At 67.4% G+C, this 24,326-nt stretch carries 23 protein-coding genes; 15 read left to right on the forward strand and 8 right to left on the reverse strand.

Going from position 1 to position 24,326, the window contains the following annotated elements; translation table 11 throughout:
* Nucleotides 1-9: 9 nt before the first annotated feature.
* The 5 genes from LL06_RS08195 (at nucleotide 10) to LL06_RS08215 (ending at nucleotide 4,466) form a co-directional block, all read left to right on the forward strand.
* Complete coding sequence (locus LL06_RS08195) at nucleotides 10-771, forward strand: SDR family NAD(P)-dependent oxidoreductase (protein WP_035524806.1); 762 nt, start codon at nucleotides 10-12, stop codon at nucleotides 769-771.
* Between the two features lie 5 nt (nucleotides 772-776).
* Nucleotides 777-1,532 (forward strand): DUF2470 domain-containing protein, encoded by a 756-nt coding sequence (locus tag LL06_RS08200; RefSeq protein WP_035524809.1) that lies wholly within the window; start codon nucleotides 777-779, stop codon nucleotides 1,530-1,532.
* Between the two features lie 102 nt (nucleotides 1,533-1,634).
* The gene (locus LL06_RS08205; protein WP_035524811.1) at nucleotides 1,635-1,931 is read left to right on the forward strand and encodes a metalloregulator ArsR/SmtB family transcription factor; all 297 of its coding nucleotides are present in this window, start codon (nucleotides 1,635-1,637) and stop codon (nucleotides 1,929-1,931) included.
* A gap of 80 nt (nucleotides 1,932-2,011) precedes the next feature.
* Nucleotides 2,012-2,224, forward strand: coding sequence for a heavy metal-associated domain-containing protein (locus tag LL06_RS08210; RefSeq protein ID WP_035524813.1), 213 nt, complete (start codon nucleotides 2,012-2,014; stop codon nucleotides 2,222-2,224).
* A gap of 10 nt (nucleotides 2,225-2,234) precedes the next feature.
* Nucleotides 2,235-4,466, forward strand: a complete 2,232-nt coding sequence (locus tag LL06_RS08215; protein ID WP_081963790.1) for a heavy metal translocating P-type ATPase — start codon at nucleotides 2,235-2,237, stop codon at nucleotides 4,464-4,466.
* 91 nt (nucleotides 4,467-4,557) lie between these two features.
* Here the strand turns inward: LL06_RS08215 and LL06_RS08220 are convergent, their stop codons facing one another.
* Nucleotides 4,558-6,501, reverse strand: coding sequence for a methyl-accepting chemotaxis protein (locus tag LL06_RS08220; RefSeq protein WP_035524916.1), 1,944 nt, complete (start codon nucleotides 6,499-6,501; stop codon nucleotides 4,558-4,560).
* A gap of 77 nt (nucleotides 6,502-6,578) precedes the next feature.
* Nucleotides 6,579-7,190 carry a hypothetical protein gene (locus LL06_RS08225; RefSeq protein WP_035524816.1) on the reverse strand — a complete coding sequence of 204 codons (612 nt, stop codon included), beginning with the start codon at nucleotides 7,188-7,190 and terminating at the stop codon, nucleotides 6,579-6,581.
* A 563-nt stretch (nucleotides 7,191-7,753) separates the two neighbouring features.
* Between LL06_RS08225 and LL06_RS08230 the strand changes: the two genes are divergently transcribed.
* Both LL06_RS08230 and LL06_RS08235 read left to right on the forward strand, forming a co-directional pair.
* Nucleotides 7,754-8,458 carry an SDR family oxidoreductase gene (locus LL06_RS08230; protein ID WP_035524819.1) on the forward strand — a complete coding sequence of 235 codons (705 nt, stop codon included), beginning with the start codon at nucleotides 7,754-7,756 and terminating at the stop codon, nucleotides 8,456-8,458.
* A gap of 49 nt (nucleotides 8,459-8,507) precedes the next feature.
* On the forward strand, nucleotides 8,508-9,572 hold the full coding sequence (locus LL06_RS08235; RefSeq protein WP_035524821.1) for a Gfo/Idh/MocA family oxidoreductase: 1,065 nt from the start codon (nucleotides 8,508-8,510) through the stop codon (nucleotides 9,570-9,572).
* 4 nt (nucleotides 9,573-9,576) lie between these two features.
* Here the strand turns inward: LL06_RS08235 and LL06_RS08240 are convergent, their stop codons facing one another.
* The 3 genes from LL06_RS08240 to LL06_RS08250 form a co-directional block, all read right to left on the reverse strand.
* Complete coding sequence (locus tag LL06_RS08240; protein ID WP_035524823.1) at nucleotides 9,577-10,716, reverse strand: Gfo/Idh/MocA family oxidoreductase; 1,140 nt, start codon at nucleotides 10,714-10,716, stop codon at nucleotides 9,577-9,579.
* A gap of 84 nt (nucleotides 10,717-10,800) precedes the next feature.
* A complete protein-coding gene (locus LL06_RS08245) occupies nucleotides 10,801-13,068 on the reverse strand; it encodes a glycoside hydrolase family 9 protein (RefSeq protein ID WP_035524826.1) in 2,268 nt (755 codons plus the stop codon).
* A gap of 151 nt (nucleotides 13,069-13,219) precedes the next feature.
* A complete protein-coding gene (locus tag LL06_RS08250; RefSeq protein WP_035524828.1) occupies nucleotides 13,220-14,053 on the reverse strand; it encodes an alpha/beta hydrolase in 834 nt (277 codons plus the stop codon).
* Nucleotides 14,054-14,258: 205 nt separating this feature from the next.
* Between LL06_RS08250 and LL06_RS08255 the strand changes: the two genes are divergently transcribed.
* From LL06_RS08255 to LL06_RS08275, 5 genes are all read left to right on the forward strand, one after another.
* Nucleotides 14,259-15,608, forward strand: a complete 1,350-nt coding sequence (locus LL06_RS08255; protein ID WP_035524829.1) for an NAD(P)-dependent oxidoreductase — start codon at nucleotides 14,259-14,261, stop codon at nucleotides 15,606-15,608.
* 16 nt (nucleotides 15,609-15,624) lie between these two features.
* Nucleotides 15,625-16,935 (forward strand): NAD-dependent dihydropyrimidine dehydrogenase subunit PreA, encoded by a 1,311-nt coding sequence (gene preA, locus LL06_RS08260; protein WP_035524831.1) that lies wholly within the window; start codon nucleotides 15,625-15,627, stop codon nucleotides 16,933-16,935.
* Between the two features lie 101 nt (nucleotides 16,936-17,036).
* Nucleotides 17,037-17,633 carry a DUF2799 domain-containing protein gene (locus LL06_RS08265; protein WP_035524833.1) on the forward strand — a complete coding sequence of 199 codons (597 nt, stop codon included), beginning with the start codon at nucleotides 17,037-17,039 and terminating at the stop codon, nucleotides 17,631-17,633.
* A gap of 44 nt (nucleotides 17,634-17,677) precedes the next feature.
* Complete coding sequence (locus LL06_RS08270) at nucleotides 17,678-18,301, forward strand: class I SAM-dependent methyltransferase (RefSeq protein ID WP_035524835.1); 624 nt, start codon at nucleotides 17,678-17,680, stop codon at nucleotides 18,299-18,301.
* Nucleotides 18,298-19,215, forward strand: coding sequence for a YiiX/YebB-like N1pC/P60 family cysteine hydrolase (locus LL06_RS08275; RefSeq protein WP_035524837.1), 918 nt, complete (start codon nucleotides 18,298-18,300; stop codon nucleotides 19,213-19,215). The genes LL06_RS08270 and LL06_RS08275 overlap by 4 nt, the downstream gene beginning before the upstream one ends.
* Before the next feature lie 21 nt (nucleotides 19,216-19,236).
* Here LL06_RS08275 and arsH read toward each other — a convergent pair whose 3' ends face one another.
* Nucleotides 19,237-19,953, reverse strand: coding sequence for an arsenical resistance protein ArsH (arsH, locus tag LL06_RS08280; protein ID WP_035524839.1), 717 nt, complete (start codon nucleotides 19,951-19,953; stop codon nucleotides 19,237-19,239).
* Nucleotides 19,950-20,354: an arsenate reductase (glutaredoxin) gene (gene arsC / locus LL06_RS08285; protein WP_035524841.1), complete on the reverse strand. Its 405-nt coding sequence runs from the start codon at nucleotides 20,352-20,354 to the stop codon at nucleotides 19,950-19,952. Before arsC ends, arsH begins: the two co-directional genes overlap by 4 nt.
* 567 nt (nucleotides 20,355-20,921) lie before the next feature.
* Between arsC and LL06_RS08290 the strand changes: the two genes are divergently transcribed.
* Both LL06_RS08290 and LL06_RS08295 read left to right on the forward strand, forming a co-directional pair.
* Nucleotides 20,922-21,116, forward strand: a complete 195-nt coding sequence (locus tag LL06_RS08290; RefSeq protein ID WP_035524843.1) for a hypothetical protein — start codon at nucleotides 20,922-20,924, stop codon at nucleotides 21,114-21,116.
* A gap of 224 nt (nucleotides 21,117-21,340) precedes the next feature.
* Entirely contained in the window at nucleotides 21,341-22,099 is a 759-nt protein-coding gene (locus LL06_RS08295; protein ID WP_035524845.1) for an SDR family oxidoreductase, read from the forward strand.
* Between the two features lie 15 nt (nucleotides 22,100-22,114).
* Here LL06_RS08295 and LL06_RS08300 read toward each other — a convergent pair whose 3' ends face one another.
* On the reverse strand, nucleotides 22,115-22,798 hold the full coding sequence (locus LL06_RS08300) for a TetR family transcriptional regulator C-terminal domain-containing protein (RefSeq protein ID WP_052161313.1): 684 nt from the start codon (nucleotides 22,796-22,798) through the stop codon (nucleotides 22,115-22,117).
* A 198-nt stretch (nucleotides 22,799-22,996) separates the two neighbouring features.
* Between LL06_RS08300 and LL06_RS08305 the strand changes: the two genes are divergently transcribed.
* Nucleotides 22,997-24,325 (forward strand): aspartate aminotransferase family protein, encoded by a 1,329-nt coding sequence (locus tag LL06_RS08305; protein ID WP_035524847.1) that lies wholly within the window; start codon nucleotides 22,997-22,999, stop codon nucleotides 24,323-24,325.
* Nucleotide 24,326: the final 1 nt, after the last annotated feature.

The raw sequence follows: 24,326 nt of genomic DNA on the forward strand, positions 1-24,326 counted from the left end.
GAATGATGCATGCAAGTTAAGGGAAATGCCGCGATCGTCACCGGTGGAGGCTCCGGGCTCGGCGCAGCCACCGCGCGCGCCTTGGCGGCCGCCGGCGCGAAGGTCTCGCTGCTCGACGTCAACCTGGCCCAGGCCGAGAAGGTGGCCGGCGAAATCGGCGGCAAGGCGATCGCCTGCGACGTCGCCGACGCGGCCGCCGCCGAGGCTGCGCTGGCGCGGGCCGCGGAAGCCTTCGGCGAGGCCCGCATCCTGATCAATTGCGCCGGCATCGCCCCCGCGGTGCGGGTGGTGGGCCGGGAAGGCCCGCATGATCTTAATCTTTTCCGCAAGGTGATCGAGGTCAACCTGATCGGCAGCTTCAACATGCTGCGGCTGTTCTCCGACCGCGCCTCGAAGCTTGAGCCGCTCGCCGACGGCGAACGCGGCGTGGTGATCTCCACCGCCTCCGTCGCCGCCTTCGACGGCCAGATCGGCCAGGCCGCCTATTCGGCCTCCAAGGGCGGTGTGCACGCCATGGCGCTGCCGATCGCCCGCGAACTGGCCCGCTTCGGCATCAGGGTCATGACCATCGCGCCGGGCATTTTCGCCACGCCGATGCTGCTCGGCATGCCGCAGGAGGTGCAGGACAGCCTCGGCGCCTCCGTGCCCTTCCCCTCGCGCCTCGGACAGCCCGAGGAATATGCGAGCCTGGCCCTGCACATCATCGGCAATGTCATGCTCAACGGCGAGACCATCCGCCTCGACGGCGCAATCCGGATGGCGCCCAAGTAACTGCCATGAAGGAACCGGTCAAAACCATTCGTGACACGGATGAAGACGCCCGCCGGCTCGCGCGCCGGCTGGTCCGGAGCGCCCGGTACGGGGCGATCGGCGTGATCGAGCCCGGCACCGGTTTCCCCTTTGTCAGCCGCGTCCTGACCGGGCTCGATGTCGACGGTGCGCCGCTGATCCTGATTTCCGGCCTTTCGGTGCACACCGACGCGCTTCTGGCCGACCCGCGCGCCTCGCTGCTGTTCGGCGAACCCGGCAAGGGCGATCCGCTGGCCCATCCCCGCATCAGCGTGCGCACCCGCGCCGAGCGGATCCGGCGGGACGACCCGGCCCATGCGCGCATGCGCGCGCGCTTCATCGCCCGCCATCCCAAGGCGGCGCTCTATGTGGACTTTCCCGATTTCGCCTTTTTCCGAATGACCCCGCAGTCGGCCAACATGAATGGCGGCTTCGGAAAGGCGTTCCTGCTCGAAGCCGGCGACCTGCTGATCGACTCGCCGGCCATCGCCGACGTGGCGCAACTCGAGCCGAGCGCCATTGCCCACATGAACGCCGATCATCCTGGCACGGCCGATCTCTACGCCCGGGTTCTGGGCAAATCGAAGAAAACCGGATGGACCCTCTGCGGCGTCGATTGTGCCGGTCTGGACCTGTCGAACCTTGACGAACTGATGCGCATCGAATTTGATGAGCCCCTGAGTCAAGCCTCTGAATTGCAAACGAAACTTGTACAACTTTCGCGTTTCGCACGCGAAAAATAGGGGTGTACAGCGGCGGGTTTTTAGTCGACATAAGACAAATCACTTTTTGAGTATACGTTTACATATGATTTAAGCCGCGCAGGCTGGCACGAGAGACACTTCATGTTCGATCCTCAGGGTTTGGAAGCGCATTCCGGGGAAGCAGCCGACCTTCTGGCGGCGATGGGAAATCAGAAACGGATGATGATCCTGTGCAATCTCGCCAAGGGCGAGATGCAGGTCGGGGCGCTGGCCGAGAAAGTCGCGTTGAGCCAGTCGGCTCTGTCCCAGCACCTCGCCAAGCTCAGGACCCGCAATCTGGTCAAGACCCGCCGCGATGCCCAGGCGATCTATTATTCGATCGATTCGGAACCGGTCCAGCTCCTGCTGCGCACGCTCAGCGACATCTACTGCCGCTGAGCCCCTGGTCCGGATGCGGCGTCAGGGTGCTTGACGTCAGCCCTTGACCCTCCCCATATGAGGGAAAAAGGATCACGGACATGACAGTTACACTCAAGATAGACGGGATGCATTGCGGCGGCTGCGTGCGGTCGGTGGAAAAGGCCGTGCAGGCGATCGACGGCGTGTCGAATGTCAGCGTCAGCCTCGAAAAGGCGGAGCTGACCGCGGATGTGGCGAGCGCCGACCTGATCGGAGCGCTCAAGGGCGCCGTCGAGGATTGCGGATTCGATGTGACCGGCGCCTCGGCGTGAGGTCCCGCCGGTGACCGCCAAGCCCGACCATGTGACCTTCGACATCACCGGCATGACCTGCGCGAGCTGCTCGGCGCGGGTGGAGAAGGTGCTGTCGCGCCAGCCCGGCGTCTCCGATGCCCGGGTCAATCTGGCGCTGGAGCGGGCCGATATCGAGGGCGACGGGCTTGATCCCGCGACGCTTGCCGACGCCATCGGGCGCGCCGGCTTCGGCGCGGTGCTGCGGCGCGACGATTTCGCCGCCCATCGCGCCGCCGACGAGGCCCAAGCGGTCCAGCGCCGCGCCGACGAGCGCCAGACGTTGCTCCGGCTGGTCGTATCGGCGGTGCTGACGCTGCCGATCGTGATCGGCATGCTGCCGATGATGACCGGGCTCGGCCAAGCCTGGATCTCGCCGCTCTGGCAGGCGCTGCTCGCCACCGGCGTGATGGCCGTCTCGGGCAGCAGGTTCTGGCGCGAGGCCACCGGCGCCCTGCGCGGCGGTTCGGCCAACATGGCCGTGCTGGTGAGCCTCGGCACCGGCGTCGCCTATGGCTGGTCGATCTGGGTGATGCTGCGCGGCTGGGCCGATCCTCACGCCGCCCATGGCGCCATGACCGCGCATCTGCATTTCGAGGCGGCGGCCGTCGTGCTGACGCTGGTCATGCTCGGCAAGTATCTCGAAGCGCGCGCCAAATCCGGTGCTGCCGGGGCGTTGCGCGCGCTGGGCCATCTGCAGCCCGACACGGCCGACCGCCGGTCCGCCGACGGCTCGGTGCTGACCGTCCCGGTCGAACAGCTCGTGGCCGGCGACACGATCCTGATCCGGCCGGGCGCGCGGGTTCCCGCCGACGGCGTGATCCTGACCGGCCAGTCCTCGCTCGACGAGGCCATGGTGACGGGCGAAAGCATGTCGGTGGCGCGCGGACCGGGAGACCTTGTCATCACTGGCACCACCAACACAGACGGCGTCCTCGAGGTCGAAGTCCGCGCCGTCGGCGCCGACACGCGGCTTGCCCGCATGACCCGCCTGGTCGAGGAAGCCCAGACCGGCCATGCGCCGGTGCAGAAGCTGGTCGACCGGATCTCGGCGGTGTTCGTGCCCCTCGTCATCGCGCTCGCCACGCTTGCCGGCTGGATGCTCGCCGGCGCCGATTTCGAGACCGCCATGGTCGCCGCCGTCGCGGTGCTTGTCATCGCCTGCCCCTGCGCGCTCGGCCTCGCCACGCCCACCGCGCTCGTGGCCGGCACCGGCGCGGCCGCGCGGGCCGGGATCCTCATCCGGGACATCGAGACGCTCGAACGCGCCACCGACATCCGGGCCGTGGCCTTCGACAAGACCGGGACGCTGACCATGGGTGCGCCGACGGTCGCCGGCCTGCACCCGGTTTCAGGCATCAACGAGGCGGAGCTGCTGCGCCTGGCCGCCGCGCTGGAAACGGCCAGCGAGCATCCGCTGGGCCGCGCCATCCTGTCGCGCGCCGAAGCCGACGGCGTGACGGTCTCCCCGGCGTCGGCGATCCGGGCAGTGCCGGGCCGCGGGCTCGAAGGCCTGCATGAAGGCAGGATGCTCCGCGTCGGCTCGGAGCGCTTTCTGGCCGAGGCCGGGATCGACACAAGCCAGGCCGGCGACATCGCCGCGGGCGGTGGCGCGGGCACCCTCGCCTGGGTCGCCGCGGACGAGACGCTTCTGGGCGTGATCCGCCTTGCCGACGAGATCCGCCCGCACTCGCGCCAGGCGCTCGACGAACTGGCCCGCCGCGGCCTCGCCACCATCATGCTGACGGGCGACAACGAGGCCACCGCGCAGGCGATCGCCAGGAAGGCCGGCGTCACCGACATCCGCGCCGGATTGCTGCCGGGCGAAAAGCTCGACGCCATCCGCGCGCTCACGGGCACGACCGGCGGCCATGTGGCCTTTGTCGGCGACGGGCTCAACGACGCCCCTGCGCTGGCCGCGGCCAATCTCGGCATCGCCATGGCCGGCGGCGCCGACGCCGCGCGGGAGGCCGCCGCGATCACGCTGATGCGGCCCGACCTTCGCCTGGTGCCCGCGGCGTTCGACGTCGCCTCGAGGACCAGGCGCACCATCCGGCAGAATCTCGGCTGGGCCTTCGTCTACAATCTGATCGGTATTCCGCTGGCGGCCTTCGGCCTGCTGCCGCCGGTCTTCGCCGGCGCCGCGATGGCGTTCTCGTCGGTGAGCGTGGTCGCCAATTCCGCACTGATGGCGCGCTGGAAGCCCAGCCTGCCGCCCGAATAGGCCCCCGCCTGACGCCCCGCGCCGATCGCAAAACGAAGCGGGCCCGTTTCGAGGAAACGGGCCCGGATTTCGGTGTGTCTGGCGTCGGGTCCTAGAACTCTTCCCAACTGTCCTGGGCGACCGCGGCGTTGCCCTGGCTGCGCAGTTGCGGGCGGGCCCGACCGGCGGAAGCCTGCTGGGCAGCCTGCTGAGGGGCCGCGGCCATGGTCCGGGCGGTTGAGCGCAGGGCGGCCGACTGCGCGGTCGCCGCGCCGTCGATGGTGAACTGCGAGATCAGCTCGCGCAGCTTGCCGGCTTCGGCGGCGAGTTCCGCCGAGGCCGCGTTGGACTGCTCCACCATCGCTGCGTTCTGCTGCGTGGTCTGGTCGAGCGAGTTGACAGCCTGGTTGACCTCGGACAGGCCGGTGGACTGCTCCTTGGCCGAAATCGCGATCGCATCCATGTGCGTGTTGATCTCGGTGATGAAGCCGCCGATGGTGCGCAGCGCTTCGCTCGCCTTGCGGACCAGATCGACGCCGCTCGAAACCTCGCTCGACGAATTGTGGATCAACTGCTTGATTTCCTTGGCGGCATTGGCTGAGCGCTGGGCCAGTTCGCGCACTTCCTGGGCCACCACCGCGAAGCCCCTGCCGGCTTCCCCGGCGCGCGCCGCCTCGACGCCGGCGTTGAGCGCCAGGAGGTTGGTCTGGAAAGCGATCTCGTCGATCACGCCGATGATGTTGGAGATCTGCTTGGAGCTCTCCTCGATGCGGCGCATCGCATCCTCGGCCTGGCCGACGACCTGGGACGACTGGTTGGCCGAGGAATTGGCCTGGGAGGCCACGCCGCGCGCTTCATCGGTGCGTTTGGTCGAATTGGCCACGTTGGCGGTGATTTCTTCGACCGCGGCGGCGGTCTCCTCGAGCGCAGCGGCCTGACGCTCGGTGCGCTTGGACAGGTCGTCGGTGCCGTTGGCGATTTCGCGGGTGCCGGTTTCCATGACCGACACGCTCTGCGTGATCGATCCCATCGTCGCGCTCAACTGCCGGATCGACTGGTTGAAGTCATGGCGCAGGGCCTCGAAGTCCGGCGCGAAGGGCTCGTCGAGTTGGAACGACAGGTCTCCGGCGGCAAGCCGCTGCAGACCGGTCGCGAGCCCCGAAGTCGCGATCTTGAGGCGGGCGGCGGCATCCGCTTCGGCCCGTTCCTGGTCGGCGATGCGATCTGCCTCGGCCTGCTTGCGGTTCTGCTCGGCCTCGGCCTGCAGCCGCCGGTTGGCGAGGCCAGCTTCGCGGAAGACCTGCATGGACTCGGCCATCCTGCCGATCTCGTCCTTGCCGCCCTTCTCGATGGTGACGTCGAGTTCGCCCTTGGCCAGGCGTGCGGTGATGTCGGCGAGCCGGCTCAGCGGCCGCGACACGAGCTGGAAGTTCATGAGCCCCATCAGCGCCGCGACAACCGCCACGACGACGGCCGCCGCCAGGCTGATATATTCGACGGCGGTGAGCGCCGCTTTCTCTTCGGTCGCCGCATCGAGCGCCTGCTGCTGCAGCGACGAGGCCACCGCTGCGATCTTGGCGTCGAACTGGCCGAGGAGCGCGGCACCGTCGCCGGTCAGTTCCAGCGCGCGCGCCAGTTCCACCGTCATCGGATCGCGCATCAGTTTGATCTGCCGGTCGACCATCGAGCTGCGCCACTCGCCGATGGCCTGGAAGGCTTCCCTGAACATCGCCAGTTCGGCGGGGGCGACCTCGCTGTAGAGCGTTTCCAGCTCGGCGGTCTGCGCGTCGATTTCGGCGCCGAGGGTCTCGTAGACGGCGACGAAGTCGCGGTTGCCCGTGAGCAGGAAGTTCTTGAGCGCGAGATTCGCCTGATGGACATCATCCGTCAGTTCGGCCGTCTCGTTGGACAGCCGTCCCATCGACTGGCTGTGGTCGACCATCTTGGTCACCGTGACCGCCCTTGTGTAGATGAAGCCGGAGGCGGCGATCGCGATGAAGGCAAGGATTGCGAAAGCCGCAAAACCCTTTGTGCTGACGGAGATATTCTTGAGCATCATACACGTCCTGTGGTGTCATGGCAGGCGCGGTGCGCGGGAGGTAAGCTGCCGCTGCGCGCTGCAATTTCTTGGGTTCATGCCCCGGGGGTGGACCGGCGCTGAAGTTCGGTGAGATTGACTTCCATCGTCACGGCGCCGATCGAGGTGGTCGTATCGGCTTCGGTCACGGTGAAGCTCACCTGCGCCCGCCAGATCCTGGATTCGTCGTCCCATTCCGGTTCGTCGATGAACAGGGCGTCGCTGGAGACATTGAAGGTGTTCTGGAATTTCGCCTCGTCGCCCTGCCAGAAGTCGCCGGTGATCGAGCTCTGGCCGACATTGAGGCCGTTCTGGTCCATCACGAAGATCTCGGCGTAAAGCCCCAGCGATCTGCCCTGCAGCCGGGCAAGATAGACCGAAAGCGGATTGGACAGCGTGGCAGCGATCAGCGGCTTGTCGTCGCTTTCGCGCTCGGCGACCCATTGCTTGTCCAGCGCATCGATCTCTTCCTGGCTCAATTTGCTCAGGCGGTCGTTCTGCGCATCGATCGAAATGCGGACGATCTCGGTCTCGATCGATTTGCGCATGTCGTCGATCACCGCCTGTGTGATCAGGCTGTGGACATCGGGCTTCGCCGGTTCGGCAAGAACCGGCGAAGCCAAAGCCGCGGTAATCCCGAGAGCGAGCATTGTCTGGCGAACGTCCATTGGCATCTCCTGTTGATGCAAAGAAATTGGACGTCAAACTTTAATTCGGGGTTAAATGCAAAACACCGAATGTAGGTATTTATTATCAATAACTGCGAAATCTCGCCTAAAATTCCCGGACTCCCCGGCAGACCGTCCGCCAGGCCCGGTCCGGCGCGAATCGCGGGAGCCTCCGACAAGGCAATCTGGTGGCGTGAGATTGATTCGCGCCGAATGAAGACGGGCGTCATCCGGCGGAGACAACGCCCGTCAAGCGACAGCGGGGAATTCCCCGCCATGCCGCCGGTCACATGAGAGAGTGCACATGTAAGCTTGCACCGACCTTGCGTTGATCATGCGCCGGCTTGCGACCCTGTCCGCGCCGTGGCATTGCTGGTGTGAGGCGCGTTCGCGGGGACTCAGAGGTCCGGGTCCAGACACGCAGTCATTCAGGGGCGCCGGCGTCCTTCGCGCATCCGCCCGGAGACGCGGGCGCTGTCGGGGTCTGGCGACCGGAATCACCGGAGGGTCATGCCCCCACCCAACAAGGCGAAGCACGTGAACTTCCGGACAAGGATCTTGGGATGGACAGCCTGAAACCCGGCGGGCTGGCCGTCGTCATCGGCGCCAGCGGCGGCCTCGGCGAGGCGCTGATGGAGGCCTTGCGGCACAATGGCGCCTTCGCCGCCGTGGCCGGTTTTTCCCGCGCTTCGGAGCCGGATCTCGATCTGCTCGAGGAACCCACCATCCGGCGCGCAGCCACCGCCGCAAAGGACACCGGGCTCGAGCTCAGGCTGGTGGTCGACGCCACCGGCTTTCTGCACGGCTGCGGCTTCAAGCCGGAAAAGACGCTGTCGGCCCTTGATCCCGCCCACATGGCCCATGCCTTCGCGGTCAACGCCATCGGCCCGGCGCTTCTGATGAAGCATTTCCTTCCACTTATGGCGAGGGATGGAAAATCCGTGTTCGCCACGCTGTCTGCCAAGGTGGGCTCGATCGGCGACAACAGGTTGGGCGGCTGGTACAGCTACCGCGCCTCAAAGGCCGCGCTCAATCAGCTCGTCCACAGCGCGGCGATCGAACTGGCGCGCAAGCGGCCCGAGGCCGTGTGCGTGGCGCTGCATCCGGGCACGGTCGACACCGGGCTCTCGTCGGGCTTCGCCAAGGGCGGGCTCACGGTCCGCACGGCCGCGGAGGCCGCGCCGTTGCTGCTCAGCGTCCTCGACCGGCTCGGACCCTCGGACACCGGCGGCTTCTTCGACTACACCGGCGAAGCCCTGCCCTGGTGACCCGGCCAAGCTAACCCGGCCTTTACCGGTGATGCCGCATGATCGGACCATGACAGAGCTCAGGACCATCCGTTGGGGCATCGCCGGGACCGGCGCCATCGCCCGGCAATTCGCGGCCGACATCGGCCATGCCAAAGGCGCGGCGCTGGCGGCGGTCTGCTCGCGCGATCCCGCAAGGGCGGAGGAATTCGCCCACCGCCATTCCGGCGTCACCGCCTTTGGCTCGCTCGGTGCGATGCTCGCCTCTGGCAGGGTCGACGCCGTCTACATCGCCACCCCGAACATGGTGCATCGCGCCCAGACGCTTGCCTGCATCGCGGCCGGCGTGCCGGTGCTGGTCGAAAAGCCCATGGTCGCGCGCCTCGGTGAGGCGCTCGAGATCAAGGAGGCGGCCACGGGCGCCTGCGTCTTCGTCATGGAAGGCCTGTGGAGCCGTTATCTGCCCGCCATCCGCGCCGCGCGCACGGCCCTCGCCGGGGGCGTCATCGGCGCCATCCGCCGGCTCGAGGCCGACATCGCCTGGCCACAGGCCTATGATCCGCAGAGCCGCTTCTTCGACAGTGCGCAGGGCGGCGGGGCGCTGCATGATCTCGGCGTCTACCCGATTTCGCTCGCGCGCTTCTTCCTGGGCGACCCGGACCATGTCGAGGGCGCCTGGACGGCGGCGCCTTCGGGCGTCGACATGGCGGCGTCGCTCTGCCTGCGGTTCGGCGCCGTCGAGGCCCGGATCACCTGCGGCTTCGATCGCCAGGGCTCCAACCGCATGATCATCGAGGGCGACCGGGGCGTGCTGGTGCTCGACGCGCCCTTCATCAAGGCCGGCGGCTATGGCGTCTACGCCTCCCGCCGCCTCGCCGATCTGGCCCATCCCGGCAACCGCACCGCGGCGCGGCTTGCCCGGGGGCTCGTCCGGCGCCTGCCGCTGCCCGGGGTCGCCTGGCATGGGTTTCCGTTCGAGGGCTCCGGCCTCCAGTTCGAGATCGGGGCCGCCTCCGACGCCATCCGCCGGGGGCTCGGCCAGGAGCCCGACAACCGGCTCGACGACACCATCGCCGCGTTGCGCATCATCGACGCGGTGCTGTCGTCGCCGCCGTCGGGCGAGTGGAAACCCTAGGAACTCAGAAGCCGGACCGCGGCGTGAAGCTGCCGGCGCCGTCGTTGAGGGCCAGCGCCAGTTCGGTCAGGTGCAGGGCGCGCTCCCCCGAGAAGAAGGGCGTTTCCCCCGCGCCGATCGCCCGCGCCATCACCGCGATGCCGCGGGCGAAATCGATCCGCGAGGGGAACGAGGCGAGGCTGCGGGCGGTGGTCGCCGCCGGATAGGCCACCGGCCGGCCATAGGTCAGCCGGAGCGGCAGCACCCGCCCGCGCTGGCGCTCGAAAAGCGCCGCCAGCCGCTGCAGCAGCGGCCGCTTGCCGTCGAAGCGGCTCAGATGCACCGGCGAGCGGTCGTCCCACAGGTCGCGCACCACGATGGTGCCCTTGTCGCCGACGATCGTCAGCGACCGGTCGCGCGGCGCGGCCAATCCGCAGGTCAGCCGCGCGGTGACGCCCGACCGGAAGCTGAGGCAGCCGACGGCGAAATCCGGCGCCAGCGCCAGGCCTGTTGTGCCCGGCCCCTTGTCGGGAAAGGTCAGCGCCGAAAATGCCTGGCCCTTCTCGACCGCGCCGAACAGCGACACCAGCCAGGACAGGCCGTAGCCCGCATGCTCGAGCGTGCAGCCGACCTGGAACTCGTGCAGCCCCGGCCACTTCGCTCCTGAGCGCGAACGCCAGTCGGTCCAGTTGTCCTTGAACACCGGGCCATCCTCCATCTCGGCATAGGCGAGCCGCGGCGTGCCGATCCGCCCGGCGTCGATCAGGCGCGCCGTGAGTTCCTGTGCATCCGACAATCCGTTGGCGGGCGCGCCGCAGATGACGAGGCCCTTGCCCGCGGCGAGATCGACGATCGCCCGCGCCTGCTCGAAGCTCATCGCCAGCGGCTTTTCGCAATAGACATGCTTGCCCGCCTCGAGCGCCGCGCGATTGATCTCGAAATGGCTTTCGGGTGGAGTGAGGTCGACCACGATGTCGACGGCCGGATCGGCAAGGCATTCGGCGAGCGAGCCATAGGCGCGCAGCGTGTAAAAGTCGCAGAAATGGGAAAGCCGCCTGGGATCGACATCCCACGCCCCGGCAAGCCCGATCTCGGGGTAATTGGCGAGCGTGGTCATGTAGTAATCGGCGACGAAGCCTGTGCCGATCAGGGCAATTTTGGTCATGGGTCTCGGGTCCCGGCGCATGCGTGCCCCAAACTAGCCTGCCCGCGTTAAGATGCGGTTGCGGCCGGGGGCCGATCTCTCCGGCTAGCGCGCATCGGCCAGGAACGAGGCGATCCAGGCCAGCGGCGCGTTCCAGTTGATGGCGATCTCGTTGGTGGAGAACGAGCGCGAATCGTCAACATAGCAGGCCTGCGGCGCGCAGCCCTTGAGCTTGGAGATGGCGTAGTCGTCGGCGAGCCCGCTGTTGGGCCCGCCCGCGAGCGCGCCCCGGGGCGGCGGCGGATAGGACGGATCGGTGGAGGCCGCGAACATGTAGGAGAACTGGTTGCGCGAATAGGTCGTGCCGTAGCCGGTCACATAGGACATGCCCAGCGCGTTGCGGCCGAGGATGTAGTCCATGCTCTCGCGCACCGCCTGCAGGTAGCGCGTCTCGCCGCTCACGTCATAGGCGGTGGCGACGACGATCATGGTCTGGATCACCGACTGGTTCGAGCCCCAGCCATAGCCGTTCCGGGGGGCGTACATCAGCCCGAAACCCTGCTTCTTCTGCACCTTCAGATAGGCGTCGGCGGCCTCCCGCACCGTAGCGCGGACCTGGTTGAGATCGCGCTTGGACAGGCCGGAGGGAACCGAGGCGAGCTGCAGCCGTGCCAGCGCCGCCACCGCGCGCCAACTGAATCCGTCGGGATAGAAAACCGACCCGGACCAGTGCGGCGAGGCCTTGGCGCGGGCGAGCCAGACCGGATCCTGGGTGGTCAGGTAGAGTTCGCTCGCCGCCCAGTAAAACTCGTCCGAGACATCGTCGTCCTGGTAGTCCCCGCCGCCGAAACTGCCGTCGGTGGCGGGCGCATAAAGCGCGGGGTTGGCTTCCGCGGCGTGATAGGCGCGAACGGCCGCCGCCAGCAGCCGGTCCGCATAGGCCTTGTCGAAGGAGGCGAACAGCCGGGCGCCCTGCGCCGCCGCCGCCGCCAGGTTGAGCGTCGCCGCCGTCGACGGCCGGTGCAGGATGCGCTTCTCGCTGTCGCGATGCGGCAGCAGCGGACCCGACGGCCACCCCTCCCCATGCACCTTGTGATGCGCCATGCCGGCAAGGGGCTGGCCCTCGGGAACAGCCATGGACATCAGGAAGTCGAGTTCCCAGCGCGCTTCGTCGAGAATGTCGGGAATGCCGTTTCCGGCCTCGGGAATCCTGAGCAGCCCGTCGCCGAGCGCCGGCGAGGCGCCGCGGCTGAATGTCAGCGCCCGTTCGTAGACGCCCATGAGCTGCGCCGCGGCGATGCCGCCATTGACCACGTACTTGCCGAAATCGCCGGCGTCGTACCAGCCGCCCGCGACATCGAGTCGGTAGTCGCAGCTCCAGTCGGCGCCGTAGACCTTGCGCGCGGTTTTCGCGTTGAGGCAGCCGACATCGGTGTCGCCGCGGTTGGGCGCCTGGCCGTTGTGCCCGGCGGGACGGCCGTAGCCCTTGCCGGCAAGGCTCTCGAGGATCTCGATGCCGCTGCGCACCTTGTAGAAATAGGACAGCGCATCGGTGCGCAGCCCGGCATAGGCGCCGCCCGAGATCGCAAACGGCGGGCTGGTCTCGCCGCCGACGACCAGGCGGTAGCCCTCGCCGGTTCGGGCGAAATCGCTGAAATCGATGGTCTCGACCTCGAGTTCCGACGCGGCGTCGAACCCCGAGGCCTTGGTCTTGCCCGAGGCCACCGTCTCGCCGGAGTCGGAGACCAGCTTCCAGTCGGACCGGGCGCCGCCCTTGCGCACGAGCGTGGCGCGCTTGGGGCCGTCGGGGAAATAGGCGGTCTGGTTGACCCGGATCGCCGAGGCGCCGCCGCTCGCCGGCTTTGGCGCCTGGCCGGTCATCAGCGACGCCGAATGCAGGCAGAAGCGCCAGGGTTTCTCCGAGCCGCCAAGCTGGAAGACGAGTTGGGCGCCAGCATGGTCCTGCCCGGCCGTGAAGGTTTCGGCAAGCACCTGCTTGTCGGGCGACAGCCGGCGGACGATCTCGCCCTCCGGTGTCCAGGGTTCGCTCGCCTGCTGCACCAGGGCCCGCATCGGCCCGCCGGGGCCGCCCGAGGCGATGAGGGAGAAGCTGTAGTGCTCGCCCTTGACGATCCCCAGGCCGTTGAGCCCGAGAATGGCGTCCCAGGGCTCGGCCGTGCCGCCTGCCACCGAACCGCAGAGCGCGCCGGGGCTGTAGTCGAAGGCGATGTTGGGCGTGGCCCACCAATCGCCGACCAGCGCGGGGCGCGTGAACGCCGGATCGGGCAGCAGTTCCGCGGCTGAAGCGTCGGGGGCAAGGGCGTGCGAGGCCAGCAAGGCAAGGAGGCCGATCATGGCCTTGGGGTGCGTCATGGCGGTATCCGGAATCCGGGATCGGGAACGAACGGCCCTGATGGCCGCGATGCAGTCGCTGTCAGGCCAAAACTAGGCCTTCGGCCTCAACAAATGCTTAATCCTGCCCGCAGCCCGGCTCCGCCCTCCAGCGCCCCCGCCGGATCGAAGCTCAGTCGAGGCCAAGGAATGCCCGGCACAGCGGGTGGGCGGGATCGGCCAGACCGTCGACCACGTCGAAATGGTGCCTCGCCGGCTCCTCGTGCATCCGCATCGGCGTGGCCAGGCCGCGCCATATCTCGTAGAGCGCGCGGTTCTGGCGGACGAATTCCGGCCGCTCCGCGAGACCGACCCAGGCCGTCACCGGAATGGCGGCGAGCGGCGTGTGCAGCACCGGGCTTTCCGACCTGGCTTCCTCCGCATCGATGTGCAGGATCTCGTTCATCTCAGTCTTCATGATGGGCCTGAGGTCGTGCACGCCGGAAATCGAGGTGACGCCCGCGATCCGGGCGAGGACCGCCTCGGGCAGGAGCGGCTCGCCGCTGATCATCCGCGTGACCAGTTGCCCGCCGGCCGAGTGGCCGGTGAGCCGGATCGGACCCGCGACCTCGCCCGCGGCGAAGCTCACCGCCTCGGCGATTTCCCGGGCGATGCCCGCGACGCGGTTGTCCGGGCACAGCGTGTAGCCCGGCATCGCCACCGCATAGCCGTGCGCGAGCGGTCCGGCGGCCAGGTGCGACCAGACCGACCTGTCGAAGGCCTTCCAGTAGCCGCCATGGACGAACACCGCCAGGCCCCTGGCCTCGCCTTCGGGCAGGAACAGGTCGAGCCGGTTGCGCGGTGCGGACCCGTAGCCGAGGTCGAGCCGCGCCCTCCCCGCTTCGCTCAACCGGTCGCGGAAGGCCTGCGCCTGTTCGGTCCATCGCGGCGGGTAATCGGCCGCGCCGTCGATATAGGGGCCATTGGCGTAGGCGTCGTCATAATCGGTGATCGGGTAGTCGGTCACGGCAAATCTCCGGTTCGAAATCAATACTTACCTGCCGCGTCCGGAAGTGCAATCCGCGGCGCCGGATTTGAATATTTATCATCTGATAAAAAATTTGACCTTTTGATAAAACCGTTTCATTCTTCCCTCGCGGCGATGGCGACACTGAGGAGTTGCGCCACACCAAACCGCACAAGAAGATCTCGAAAACGAGGGGTCCAGAGGAATGACAGCTACCCAGCCTGGCGACGTGAGGGCGCACCGCCTGTCGAGCGCCGACTATGCCGACAATTTTTCCGACATCCATCCGCCGCTGACGCCGCACGAGGCGCTGGTGGAGGCCGACAGGTGCTATTTCTGCTACGACGCGCCGTGCATGACCGCCTGCCCGACCTCGATCGACATTCCCATGTTCATCCGCAAGATCCAGGCCGGCAACCCCGCGGGCGCGGCCAAGACCATCTTCGCCCAGAACATCCTGGGCGGCATGTGCGCCAGGGTCTGCCCGACCGAGACGCTCTGCGAGGAAGTCTGCGTGCGCGAGATCGCCGAGGGCAAGCCGGTCAAGATCGGCCTGCTGCAGCGCCACGCCACCGACACCTTCATGGAACGCGAGGAGCCGCATCCCTTCGTCCGCGCCGCCCCCACCGGCAGGAGGATCGCTGTCGTCGGCGCCGGCCCCGCGGGCCTGTCCTGCGCCCATCGCCTCGCCAGCCACGGCCATGACGTCACCGTCTACGACGCACGCGAGAAGGCCGGCGGCCTCAACGAATACGGCATCGCCGCCTACAAGACGACCAACGACTTCGCCCAGGACGAGGTCGAGTTCATTCTTCAGATCGGCGGCATCACCATCGAGACCGGCAAGGCGCTCGGCCGCGACGTGACGCTGGAGCGCCTGACCGCGGAATTCGACGCCGTGTTCCTCGGCCTCGGCCTGCCCGGCGTCAACCCGCTCGGGCTCGACGGCGAGACCGCCCGCGGCGTCATCGACGCCGTCGATTTCATCGCCGTGCTGCGCCAGGTCGAGGACCTGTCCGCGCTCGAGGTCGGCCGCCGGATCGTCGTCATCGGCGGCGGCATGACCGCCATCGACGCGGCGGTCCAGTCCAAGCTGCTCGGCGCCGAGGAGGTGACCATCGCCTATCGCCGCGGCCAGGAGCATATGAACGCCTCGCTCTACGAGCAGGAACTGGCCCAGACCCACGGCGTCGTCATCCGCCACTGGCTCGCGCCCAAGAGCCTGCATGTGTCGGACGGCGCGGTGTTCGCCATCACGCTGGAGAAGACCACGCTCGACGGCGACGGCAAGCTCGCCGGCACCGGCGAACTGGTGACGCTCGAGGCCGACCAGGTGTTCAAGGCCATCGGCCAGACGCCGGACGCCGGGCCGCTCGCCGGAGTCCCGATCGAGCTCGAGAAGGGCCGCATCCGCGTGAGCGCGGAGCGCCGCACGTCGCACCCGAAGATCTGGGCCGGCGGCGACTGCGTCGCGGGCGGCGACGACTTGACCGTCGTCTCGGTCGAGGACGGCAAGATCGCGGCCGAGAGCATTCACAAAGCCCTGATGGCTTGAGGGAGGAAGAGATATCATGGCTGACCTTTCCACCAATTTTCTCGGCATCAAGTCCCCCAACCCGTTCTGGCTGGCGTCCGCGCCGCCCACCGACAAGGCCTACAATGTCGAGCGCGCCTTCGAGGCGGGCTGGGGCGGCGTGGTCTGGAAGACATTGGGCGAGGCCGGCCCGCCGGTCGTCAATGTCAACGGCCCGCGCTATGGCGCGATCTGGGGTCCGGACCGCAGGCTGCTGGGGCTCAACAATATCGAGCTGATCACCGACCGCGATCTCGAGGTGAACCTCCGGGAAATCACCGACGTCAAGCGGCGCTGGCCCGACCGGGCGATGATCGTCTCGATCATGGTGCCCTGCGAGGAGCAAAGCTGGAAGGGGATCCTGCCGCGCGTCGAGGACACCGGCGCCGACGGCATCGAACTCAATTTCGGCTGCCCGCACGGCATGAGCGAGCGCGGCATGGGCGCGGCCGTGGGCCAGGTGCCCGAATACATCCAGATGGTGGCCGAGTGGTGCAAGCACTATTCGAAGATGCCGGTGATCGTGAAGCTCACGCCCAACATCACCGACATCCGCTATCCCGCGCGGGCGGCCAAGGCCGGCGGCGCCGACGCGGTGTCGCTGATCAACACCATCTCCTCGATCGTTTCGGTCGATCTCGACAATTTCGCGCCCGTGCCGACCATCGACGGCAAGGGCTCGCATGGCGGCTATTGCGGTCCGGCTGTCAAGCCGATCGCGCTCAACATGGTGGCCGAGATCGCCCGCGACCCCGCCACCCGCGGCCTGCCGATCTCGGGCATCGGCGGCATCCAGACCTGGCGCGACGCAGCCGAATACATCGCGCTCGGCTGCGGCACGGTGCAGGTCTGCACCGCGGCCATGACCTACGGCTTCAAGATCGTCCAGGAAATGGCCCAAGGCCTGTCGGACTGGATGGACGAGAAGGGCTACGCCACCATCGCCGATTTCCAGGGCCGAGCGGTGCCCAACGTCACCGACTGGCAGTATCTGAACCTCAACTACATCACCAAGGCCAGGATCGACCAGGACCTGTGCATCAAGTGCGGCCGCTGCCACATCGCCTGCGAGGACACCTCGCACCAGGCCATCACCGCGATGGTCGACGGCGTGCGGCATTTCGAGGTGATGGACGACGAATGCGTGGGCTGCAATCTCTGCGTCAATGTCTGCCCGGTGGATGACTGCATCACCATGGTGGAGATGACCCAGGGCTCCGATCCTCGCACCGGCCGGCCGATCGACCCGGCTTACGCGAACTGGACGACGCATCCCAACAACCCGATGGCCAAGCAGGCCGCGGAATAGAATATTTGCCTCGCGACCAATCCGGCCCCGTTGACAAAACGGGGCCGTTGGCATTTCTGAAACCGGGATGTGGTGAGGTTTTTCGGGGTTCGGGGATCCAGATGAAGTTGCGTTTTGCCGTGATCATCGCGCTCGGCGCGCTCGCGTCGTCATGCCAGACCATGTCCAAGGAAGAATGCGCCGTCGCCGACTGGCGGGTGATCGGCGTGCAGGACGGCGCCGCCGGGTACGCGCCGCAGGATCGCTTCGCGCGCCACGTCAAGGCCTGCACCAAGGCGGGCGTCGCCGCCGACCAGACGCTCTGGTACCAGGGCTACCAGCAGGGCCTGCCGCGCTACTGCACGCCGCTCAACGGCCTGTCGGTCGGCAGCCAGGGCGGCAGCTACGCCAATGTCTGCCCGGTCGATCTCGATCCCGGTTTCCGCGAAGGCTATGATCTGGGCCGTCTGTACCATGACAAGAAGCGCGAGATCAGCAGCCTCGAATACCGCATCACCAGCCTCGAGCAGGCGATCCGGACCGACGAGGACCTGGTCCGCAACAGCAAGACCGACACACGCGAGATCCAGCGCAGGATCGATTCCAACCGCTGGCAGATCCGCGACCTCGAGCGCGAGATCGGCCGGCTGCAGTCCGATGTGAGCCGGATCGAGGCCGACATGGACGATTTCCGCTACAGCCATTCGACGCAGGGCTAGGATTGCGGGCATGGCGGCGGGAGGCGAAGAACGGAGCCCTGCGCATGGCACCTGACCTCAGGCCGCTGGCCGACCTGGCGACCCGGACCGTCGAGGTCTACGAGCGCAACGCCGGCCGCTTCGATGCCGAGCGAAGCAAGGCGCTGATGGAAAAGCCCTGGCTCGACCGCTTTGCCGCCCTGCTGCCGCCGGGCGGATCCGTGCTCGACGCCGGGTGCGGATCCGGAGACCCGATCGCCCGGTATCTCACGGGCCTCGGCCTGCGCGTCACCGGCGTCGACGCGGCGCGGGCGATGATCGACCTGGCGCGCGACAAATATCCGTCAGGCGACTGGCGGCAGGCCGACATGCGCGGCCTGGATCTCGGCCAGGCCTTCGACGGCGTGATCGGCTGGGACAGCTTCTTCCATCTCACCCCGGACGAGCAGCGCGCGACGCTGGCGCGCCTGGCCGCGCATCTCAATCCCGGCGGCGCCCTGATGCTGACCGTCGGCCCCGATGCCGGGGAAGTGGCGGGCCGTGTCGGCGATGACCCGGTCTACCATTCGAGCCTCTCGCCCGAGGACTATGGCGCGGCGCTGGCGGGCCTCGGGCTCCGCATCCTCCACTTCGTCAGGCAGGATCCCGACTGCGGCTTCCACACCGTGCTGGTGGCGCAACGGAAATGAGGCGCAGTCTCCTCCCGTTTGGTCTGCTGCTTGCGCTGATCGTGCTTCTTGAGGGCTGCGTCCGGACCGCGCCGGTAGAGGCGGAACGCGACTCCGCGCCGGCCGGCATCCGCCACTGCTGCGTCGACATGGAGGACTATCCGCGCTGGTTCGTCGATGCGGCGCGCACGGTGGCGCCGCCGCTCGGCACCGTGCTCGGCCAGATCGCCTGGCGCGGCGGCCACCTCAAGTCCAAGCCCGCGGCGCAGGCGGCCATCCTGGCGAGCCTCGAGCCGCTCGACATCGTTCTCGTCAGCTCCAAGGGGCGTACCTCCGGCCAGTTGATTCCGGGGCTGTTCGGGCACGCCGCCGTCTATTTGGGCAACGAGGCCCAGTTGAGCCGGCTCGGCGTGGCGTCGTCGCCCCAGGTCAGGCCGCATCTGCCGGACATTCGCGCGGGCATGGTCTTCGTCGAGGCCGACAAGGCCGGGGTGCACCTGTCAAAGCCGTCGGTGGTCCTGAACACCGACCGGGTGGCGATCCTCCGGCCGAGCTTCGCCAGCCTCGGGAGGCGGCGGCAGGTGGCGGGGGACTATTTCGGCGCCATCGGCATGGATTTCGATTTCCTGTTCGATGTCGAAACGCCCGAATGCACCTTCTGCACCGAGCTCATTCACCGCACGATGCCCGAGCTGCGGCTGCCGATCCAGGAGCTGTACGGCGTCCGCACCATCCTGCCGGACCGCGTGGCGGTGGCGGCGGTCCGGCGCGAAACCGGGCTGGACTTCATCGGCTACGTCAAGGCCGACCTGAGGACCTGGCGCCAGGCCTCGGACGGGGTGCTGGTCGACGACATCGCCGCCGCCTGGTCGGGTCGCAGGCAACGCTCGGGCGGAGCGGCAAAGACCGGCCGCCCCGGCCCGGACCGCCGGTAACGCATCGAAAGCCGGGGCCTGCTAGATCGAGCGGATATTGACCCGCCTGGACAGCTCCTCGGCGCTCTCCACCCGTTCGGAATAGCGGTCCACCAGATAGGCCGCCCGCCCGCGCGTGAGCAGCGTGAACTTCATCAGCTCCTCCATCACGTCGACCATGCGGTTGTAGTAGGGCGACGGCTTCATCCGTCCCTCTTCGTCGAACTCGGCGAAGGCCTTGGGGACGGAGGACTGGTTGGGGATGGTGATCATCCGCATCCAGCGGCCGAGGACGCGCATCTGGTTGAGCGTGTTGAAGCTCTGCGATCCGCCGCAGACCTGCATCAGGGCGAGCGTCCGTCCCTGCGTCGGGCGCACGCCGCCGATCGGCGCGAGCGGCAGCCAGTCGATCTGCGTCTTCATCACCCCGGTCATGGCGCCGTGCCGCTCGGGCGAGCACCAGACCTGCGCTTCCGACCAGAGCGACAGGTCCCTGAGTTCCAGCACCTTGGGGTGCGTTTCCGCCTCGTCGGAAACGAGCGGCAGGCCGGCGGGATCGAACACCCGCACCTCGGCGCCCAGCGCCTCGAGCACGCGCTTCGCCTCAAGCATGAGAAACCGCGAGTAGGAGCGCGTGCGCAACGACCCGCAAAGCATCAGCACGCGGGGCGGATGCCCCTCCTCGCCCGGCAGCGCCAGCCTGTCGACCTCCGGCAGGTGAAAGCTGTCGGCAACGATATTCGGCATCTCATCCGTCATGGCGCAGTGACCACTTCGCCGTCTTCCTTCGTGTAGGTCGCGCCCGGCGCGACATCGAGAAGCGCGAACACGGTCTCCGACGGCCGGCACAGCGCCACCCCTTTCGGGGTGCAGACGATCGGCCGGTTGACCAGCACCGGATGCTCGACCATTGCGTCCAGGATCGCCTCGTCGCTGACGGCCGGATCGGTGAGGCCCATCTCCTCGGCCGGGGTCTTGGACACCCTGAGCGCCTGGCGCGGCGTCAGGCCGGCTGCGGCGAACAGGCCCTGCAACTGCGGCCGGGTCCAGCCGGTCTTGAGATACTCGACGACAACCGGTTCGCCGGCAAAGGCGCGGATGATCTCCAGCACATTGCGCGACGTGCCGCATCCCGGATTGTGGTGAATGACAATGCTCATGGGAAGCTCCTGTGCCATTGGCGTTCGACGTGGCCCCGCTTAGCGCAACCGGCCGCAAGACGCCAGAGATGCATCAAGATTTCTTGATTTATTCCGCCCGCAGCGCAGCGGCCGTGCGGATTTTTGGCTGACCCATGCGGCTTTCTTGATGTTTATCAATGCCGGATCCGAAAGCCCTTGATCTGGTGTTTAAGCAGATCGCGATGAACGCGGATGCCGCAGGCCCGGCGTCTCCAGGGTGCCGGTTCCAGGACAGGCAAATGGAGCGCGACGGTCCCGTTTCCGACAGGAGAGCCTTCCCATGCAAGACGACCAGGACGCCGAAGTTGACCGCTCGTGGCTCACTCTGCTGTCCGGCCGGCCCTTAACCGCAGCCGCGGCCGGGAGCTTGGGGGGACCGCCCCCATCGCCGGGACGGGATCCCTGTTCCCCATCCACCCGGCAAAAGGATGCCCTCGAAGAAGAGTGCCCGGGTGGAGAAGGCGGCGGCGGCGGAAGCCCTTGAGCGATCCGGATTCCCCGCTCCGGGCGGGGACCCATTCCCACCAGCAAAAGGAGACCCCTGAAATGCGCAAGGAACCTGAAACCAAAGTCGAGCGGTCGCGGCTCACCCTGCTGCTCGGCCTGACATCAACGGCGGCCGCGGCCGGGTGCAACACAACCCGAAGCCCGGTCGGGCCTGAACTAGAGGAGCTCAACAACGAGACCGCGGAAGTCCTGGGTGGCGAAGGCGGCGAAGGCGGCGGCGGCGGAAGCCATTAGGTCATCCGCGGCTCACCCCGCCGCTCGGCCTGTCCTCGACCGCAGCCGCGAGCCCGCGACAGCGACAGCGACCACGGCCACCCCGGACATGCAGGAACTGCCGGCCTGCTCCGCCCGGATGGCTTCGGGCGGAGCAGGCCGTTCCGGTCATTTAAAGGTGCCGCGCCCTTGATTGCCCGTCCCATCCGCGCCAGAAAGGGCGGCACCAAGAAGAGGGATGAGACATGAGCATCGACCTGAGCGGCAAGACGGCCCTGATCACCGGCGCGAGCCGCGGCATTGGCGAGGCGGCGGCGCGCATCATGGCCGGATACGGCGCAAATGTGGTGCTGGCGGCGCGCTCGACCCGCGACACGGCGCGGATCGCCGCGGACATCGGCGACCGCGCGCTGGCCGTCACCTGCGACGTCGCCCAATATGGCGATGTCGAGAACGCCGTCGATGAGGCAATCCGGAGCTTCGGCAGCCTCGACATCCTCGTCAACAATGCCGGCGTGATCGATCCCATCGCCCGCATCGAGGATTCCGATCCCGAAGCCTGGGACCAGGTGGTCGACATCAATTTCAAGGGCGTCTACCACGGCCTGCGCGCCGCCATTCCGGTGATGAAGCGGCAGGGCGGCGGCGTCATCATCAACATTTCCTCGGGCGCAGCCTCCTCCGCGCTGGAGGGCTGGAGCCATTATTGCGCCACCAAGGCGGCGGTGCTGTCGCTCACCCGGTGCGCCCACACCGAATGCATGGCCGACCACATCCGCGTCGTCGGCCTGTCGCCGGGTACGGTGGCCACCGACATGCAGCGCGCGATCAAGACTTCGGGCGTCAATCCGGTGAGCCAGCTCGACTGGTCGCAGCACATCTCGCCCGACTGGGTCGGCGAGGCCATCGCCTGGCTCGCGACCGACGCGGGCCGCGCTTATGACGGTGGCGACATGTCGCTCAGGACCGACGAAGCCCGCCGCGCGGTCGGGCTGATCGGCTGAGCCATTTCCAGGCGGTCAAAGGGTGCGGATGCGGGGCGCGTCCGCGGCTGATCCGGCCTTCGGCCTGAGCCCGTCGAGAAACAGCGTCTCGAGATAGCGCGCCGCATCCTCGAAGCGGCCTTCGGCGCCCCGGTCCGGCCCGAGGATGACCTGCACCTGCACATCGAAATCGGCGTAATGCTGCGTCGTCGACCAGATCGAGAAGATCAGGTGCCTTGGGTCCACCGGGTTGATCCTGCCGGCCTTCATCCAGCCCTTCAGCACCTCCGCCTTCTCGTCGACCAGCGGCTTGAGCTCGGTCTCGAGCAGCCGCTTGATGCGCGGCGCGCCCTGCAGCATCTCGTTGGCGAACAGCCGGCTTTCGCGCGGGAAGTCGCGCGCCATCTCGAGCTTGCGGCGGATATAGGAGCGCAGCTCCGGCAGCGGGTCGCCCACCGCGTCGAGCTCCCTGAGCGGCTCGAGCCAGGTGTCGAGCAGCCGGGCGATCAACGCTTCGTAGATGTCCTGCTTGCGTCGGAAGTAATACAGGAGGTTGGGCTTGGACATGCCCGCATGCGTGGCGATCCGGTCGATGGTCGCGCCGCGGAATCCATGAACGGAAAATTCCTCCAGCGCCGCGTCGAGGATCTTCTCCTCGTTTTCCACCTGGATGCGCGTCTTGCGCTGGGTTTCCGTGGCCCGTGCCTTCAACTGCTGCATCCCTTTCAATCAGCCGCCAATCGCGGCCGCCGGTCATCCCCGACGCCATCGAATTGGCCTTGACCGCCTGATTGGCCCTGTTAGACTTTTATCAAACAGTCAAGATTTCGTACCACAGCTTCCGTGCGGAAACAAAGCCTACAAAAGGGCATTTGGCTGGAGGAACGGGAACCCCTGCGTCAGGAGGCGCAACCAGCCATGTCAAACCGGCTCAACACCACCCCCAACGACCTGCGCGCCTTCTGGATGCCGTTCACCGCCAACCGCCAGTTCAAGCAGAACCCGCGCATGCTGGTGGGCGCCAAGGACATGCATTTCACCGCGTCCGACGGCCGAAAGATCCTCGACGGCACGGCGGGCCTGTGGTGCGTCAATGCCGGCCACTGCCGCCCCAAGATCACCGAGGCGATCGCGCAGCAGGCGGGCGAACTCGACTATGCGCCGGCCTTCCAGATGGGACACCCGAAGGCCTTCGAACTGGCCAACCGGCTGGTCGACATTGCGCCCGACGGCATGAACCATGTGCTCTTCACCAATTCCGGCTCGGAAGCGGTGGAGACGGCGCTGAAGGTTGCGCTCGCCTATCACCGCGCCAAGGGCAACGGCGGCCGCTTCCGCCTGATCGGCCGCGAGCGCGGCTATCACGGCGTCAATTTCGGCGGCATCTCGGTGGGCGGCATCGTCTCCAACCGCAAGATGTTCGGCACGCTGCTCACGGGCGTCGACCACATGCCGCACACCCATTTGCCCGCGCAGAACGCCTTCACCAAGGGCCAGCCCGAGCATGGCGGCGACATCGCCTCCGAACTTGAGCGCATCGTCACGCTGCACGACGCCTCCACCATCGCCGCCGTCATCGTCGAGCCCGTCGCCGGCTCCACCGGCGTGCTGATCCCGCCAAAAGGCTATCTCAAGATGCTCCGCGAGATCTGCACGAAACACGGCATCCTGCTGATCTTCGACGAGGTCATCACCGGCTACGGCCGCCTCGGCGCGCCGTTCGCAGCCCAGCATTACGACGTCATGCCGGACATGATCACCTCGGCCAAGGGCCTGACCAACGGCGTGATTCCGATGGGCGCGGTGTTCGTCACCTCCGAGATCCATGACGCCTTCATGCAGGGACCCGAGCATCTGATCGAGTTCTTCCACGGCTACACCTATTCCGGCAACCCGATCGCCTCCGCCGCCGCGCTCGCTACGCTCGACACCTACAGGGAGGAGGGCCTGCTCACCCGCGCGGCCGACCTCTCGCCCTACTGGGAGGAGCAGTTGCATGCGCTCCGGGACTGCCCGCATGTCATCGACATCCGCAACACCGGCCTGATCGGCGCCATCGAGCTCGAGCCGATTGCCGGCGAGCCGACCAAGCGCGCCTTCTCGGCCTTCCTCCGGGCCTTCGAGGACGGGCTGCTGATCCGCACCACCGGCGACATCATCGCGCTGTCGCCGCCGCTCATCATCTCGAAGGACCAGATCGACGAGCTGTTCGAAAAACTCCGCAAGGTTCTGGGACAGGTGGCGTAAT

The organism is Hoeflea sp. BAL378 (genome assembly GCF_000759435.1).
In the GTDB taxonomy this organism is placed as follows: Bacteria; Pseudomonadota; Alphaproteobacteria; order Rhizobiales; family Rhizobiaceae; genus Hoeflea.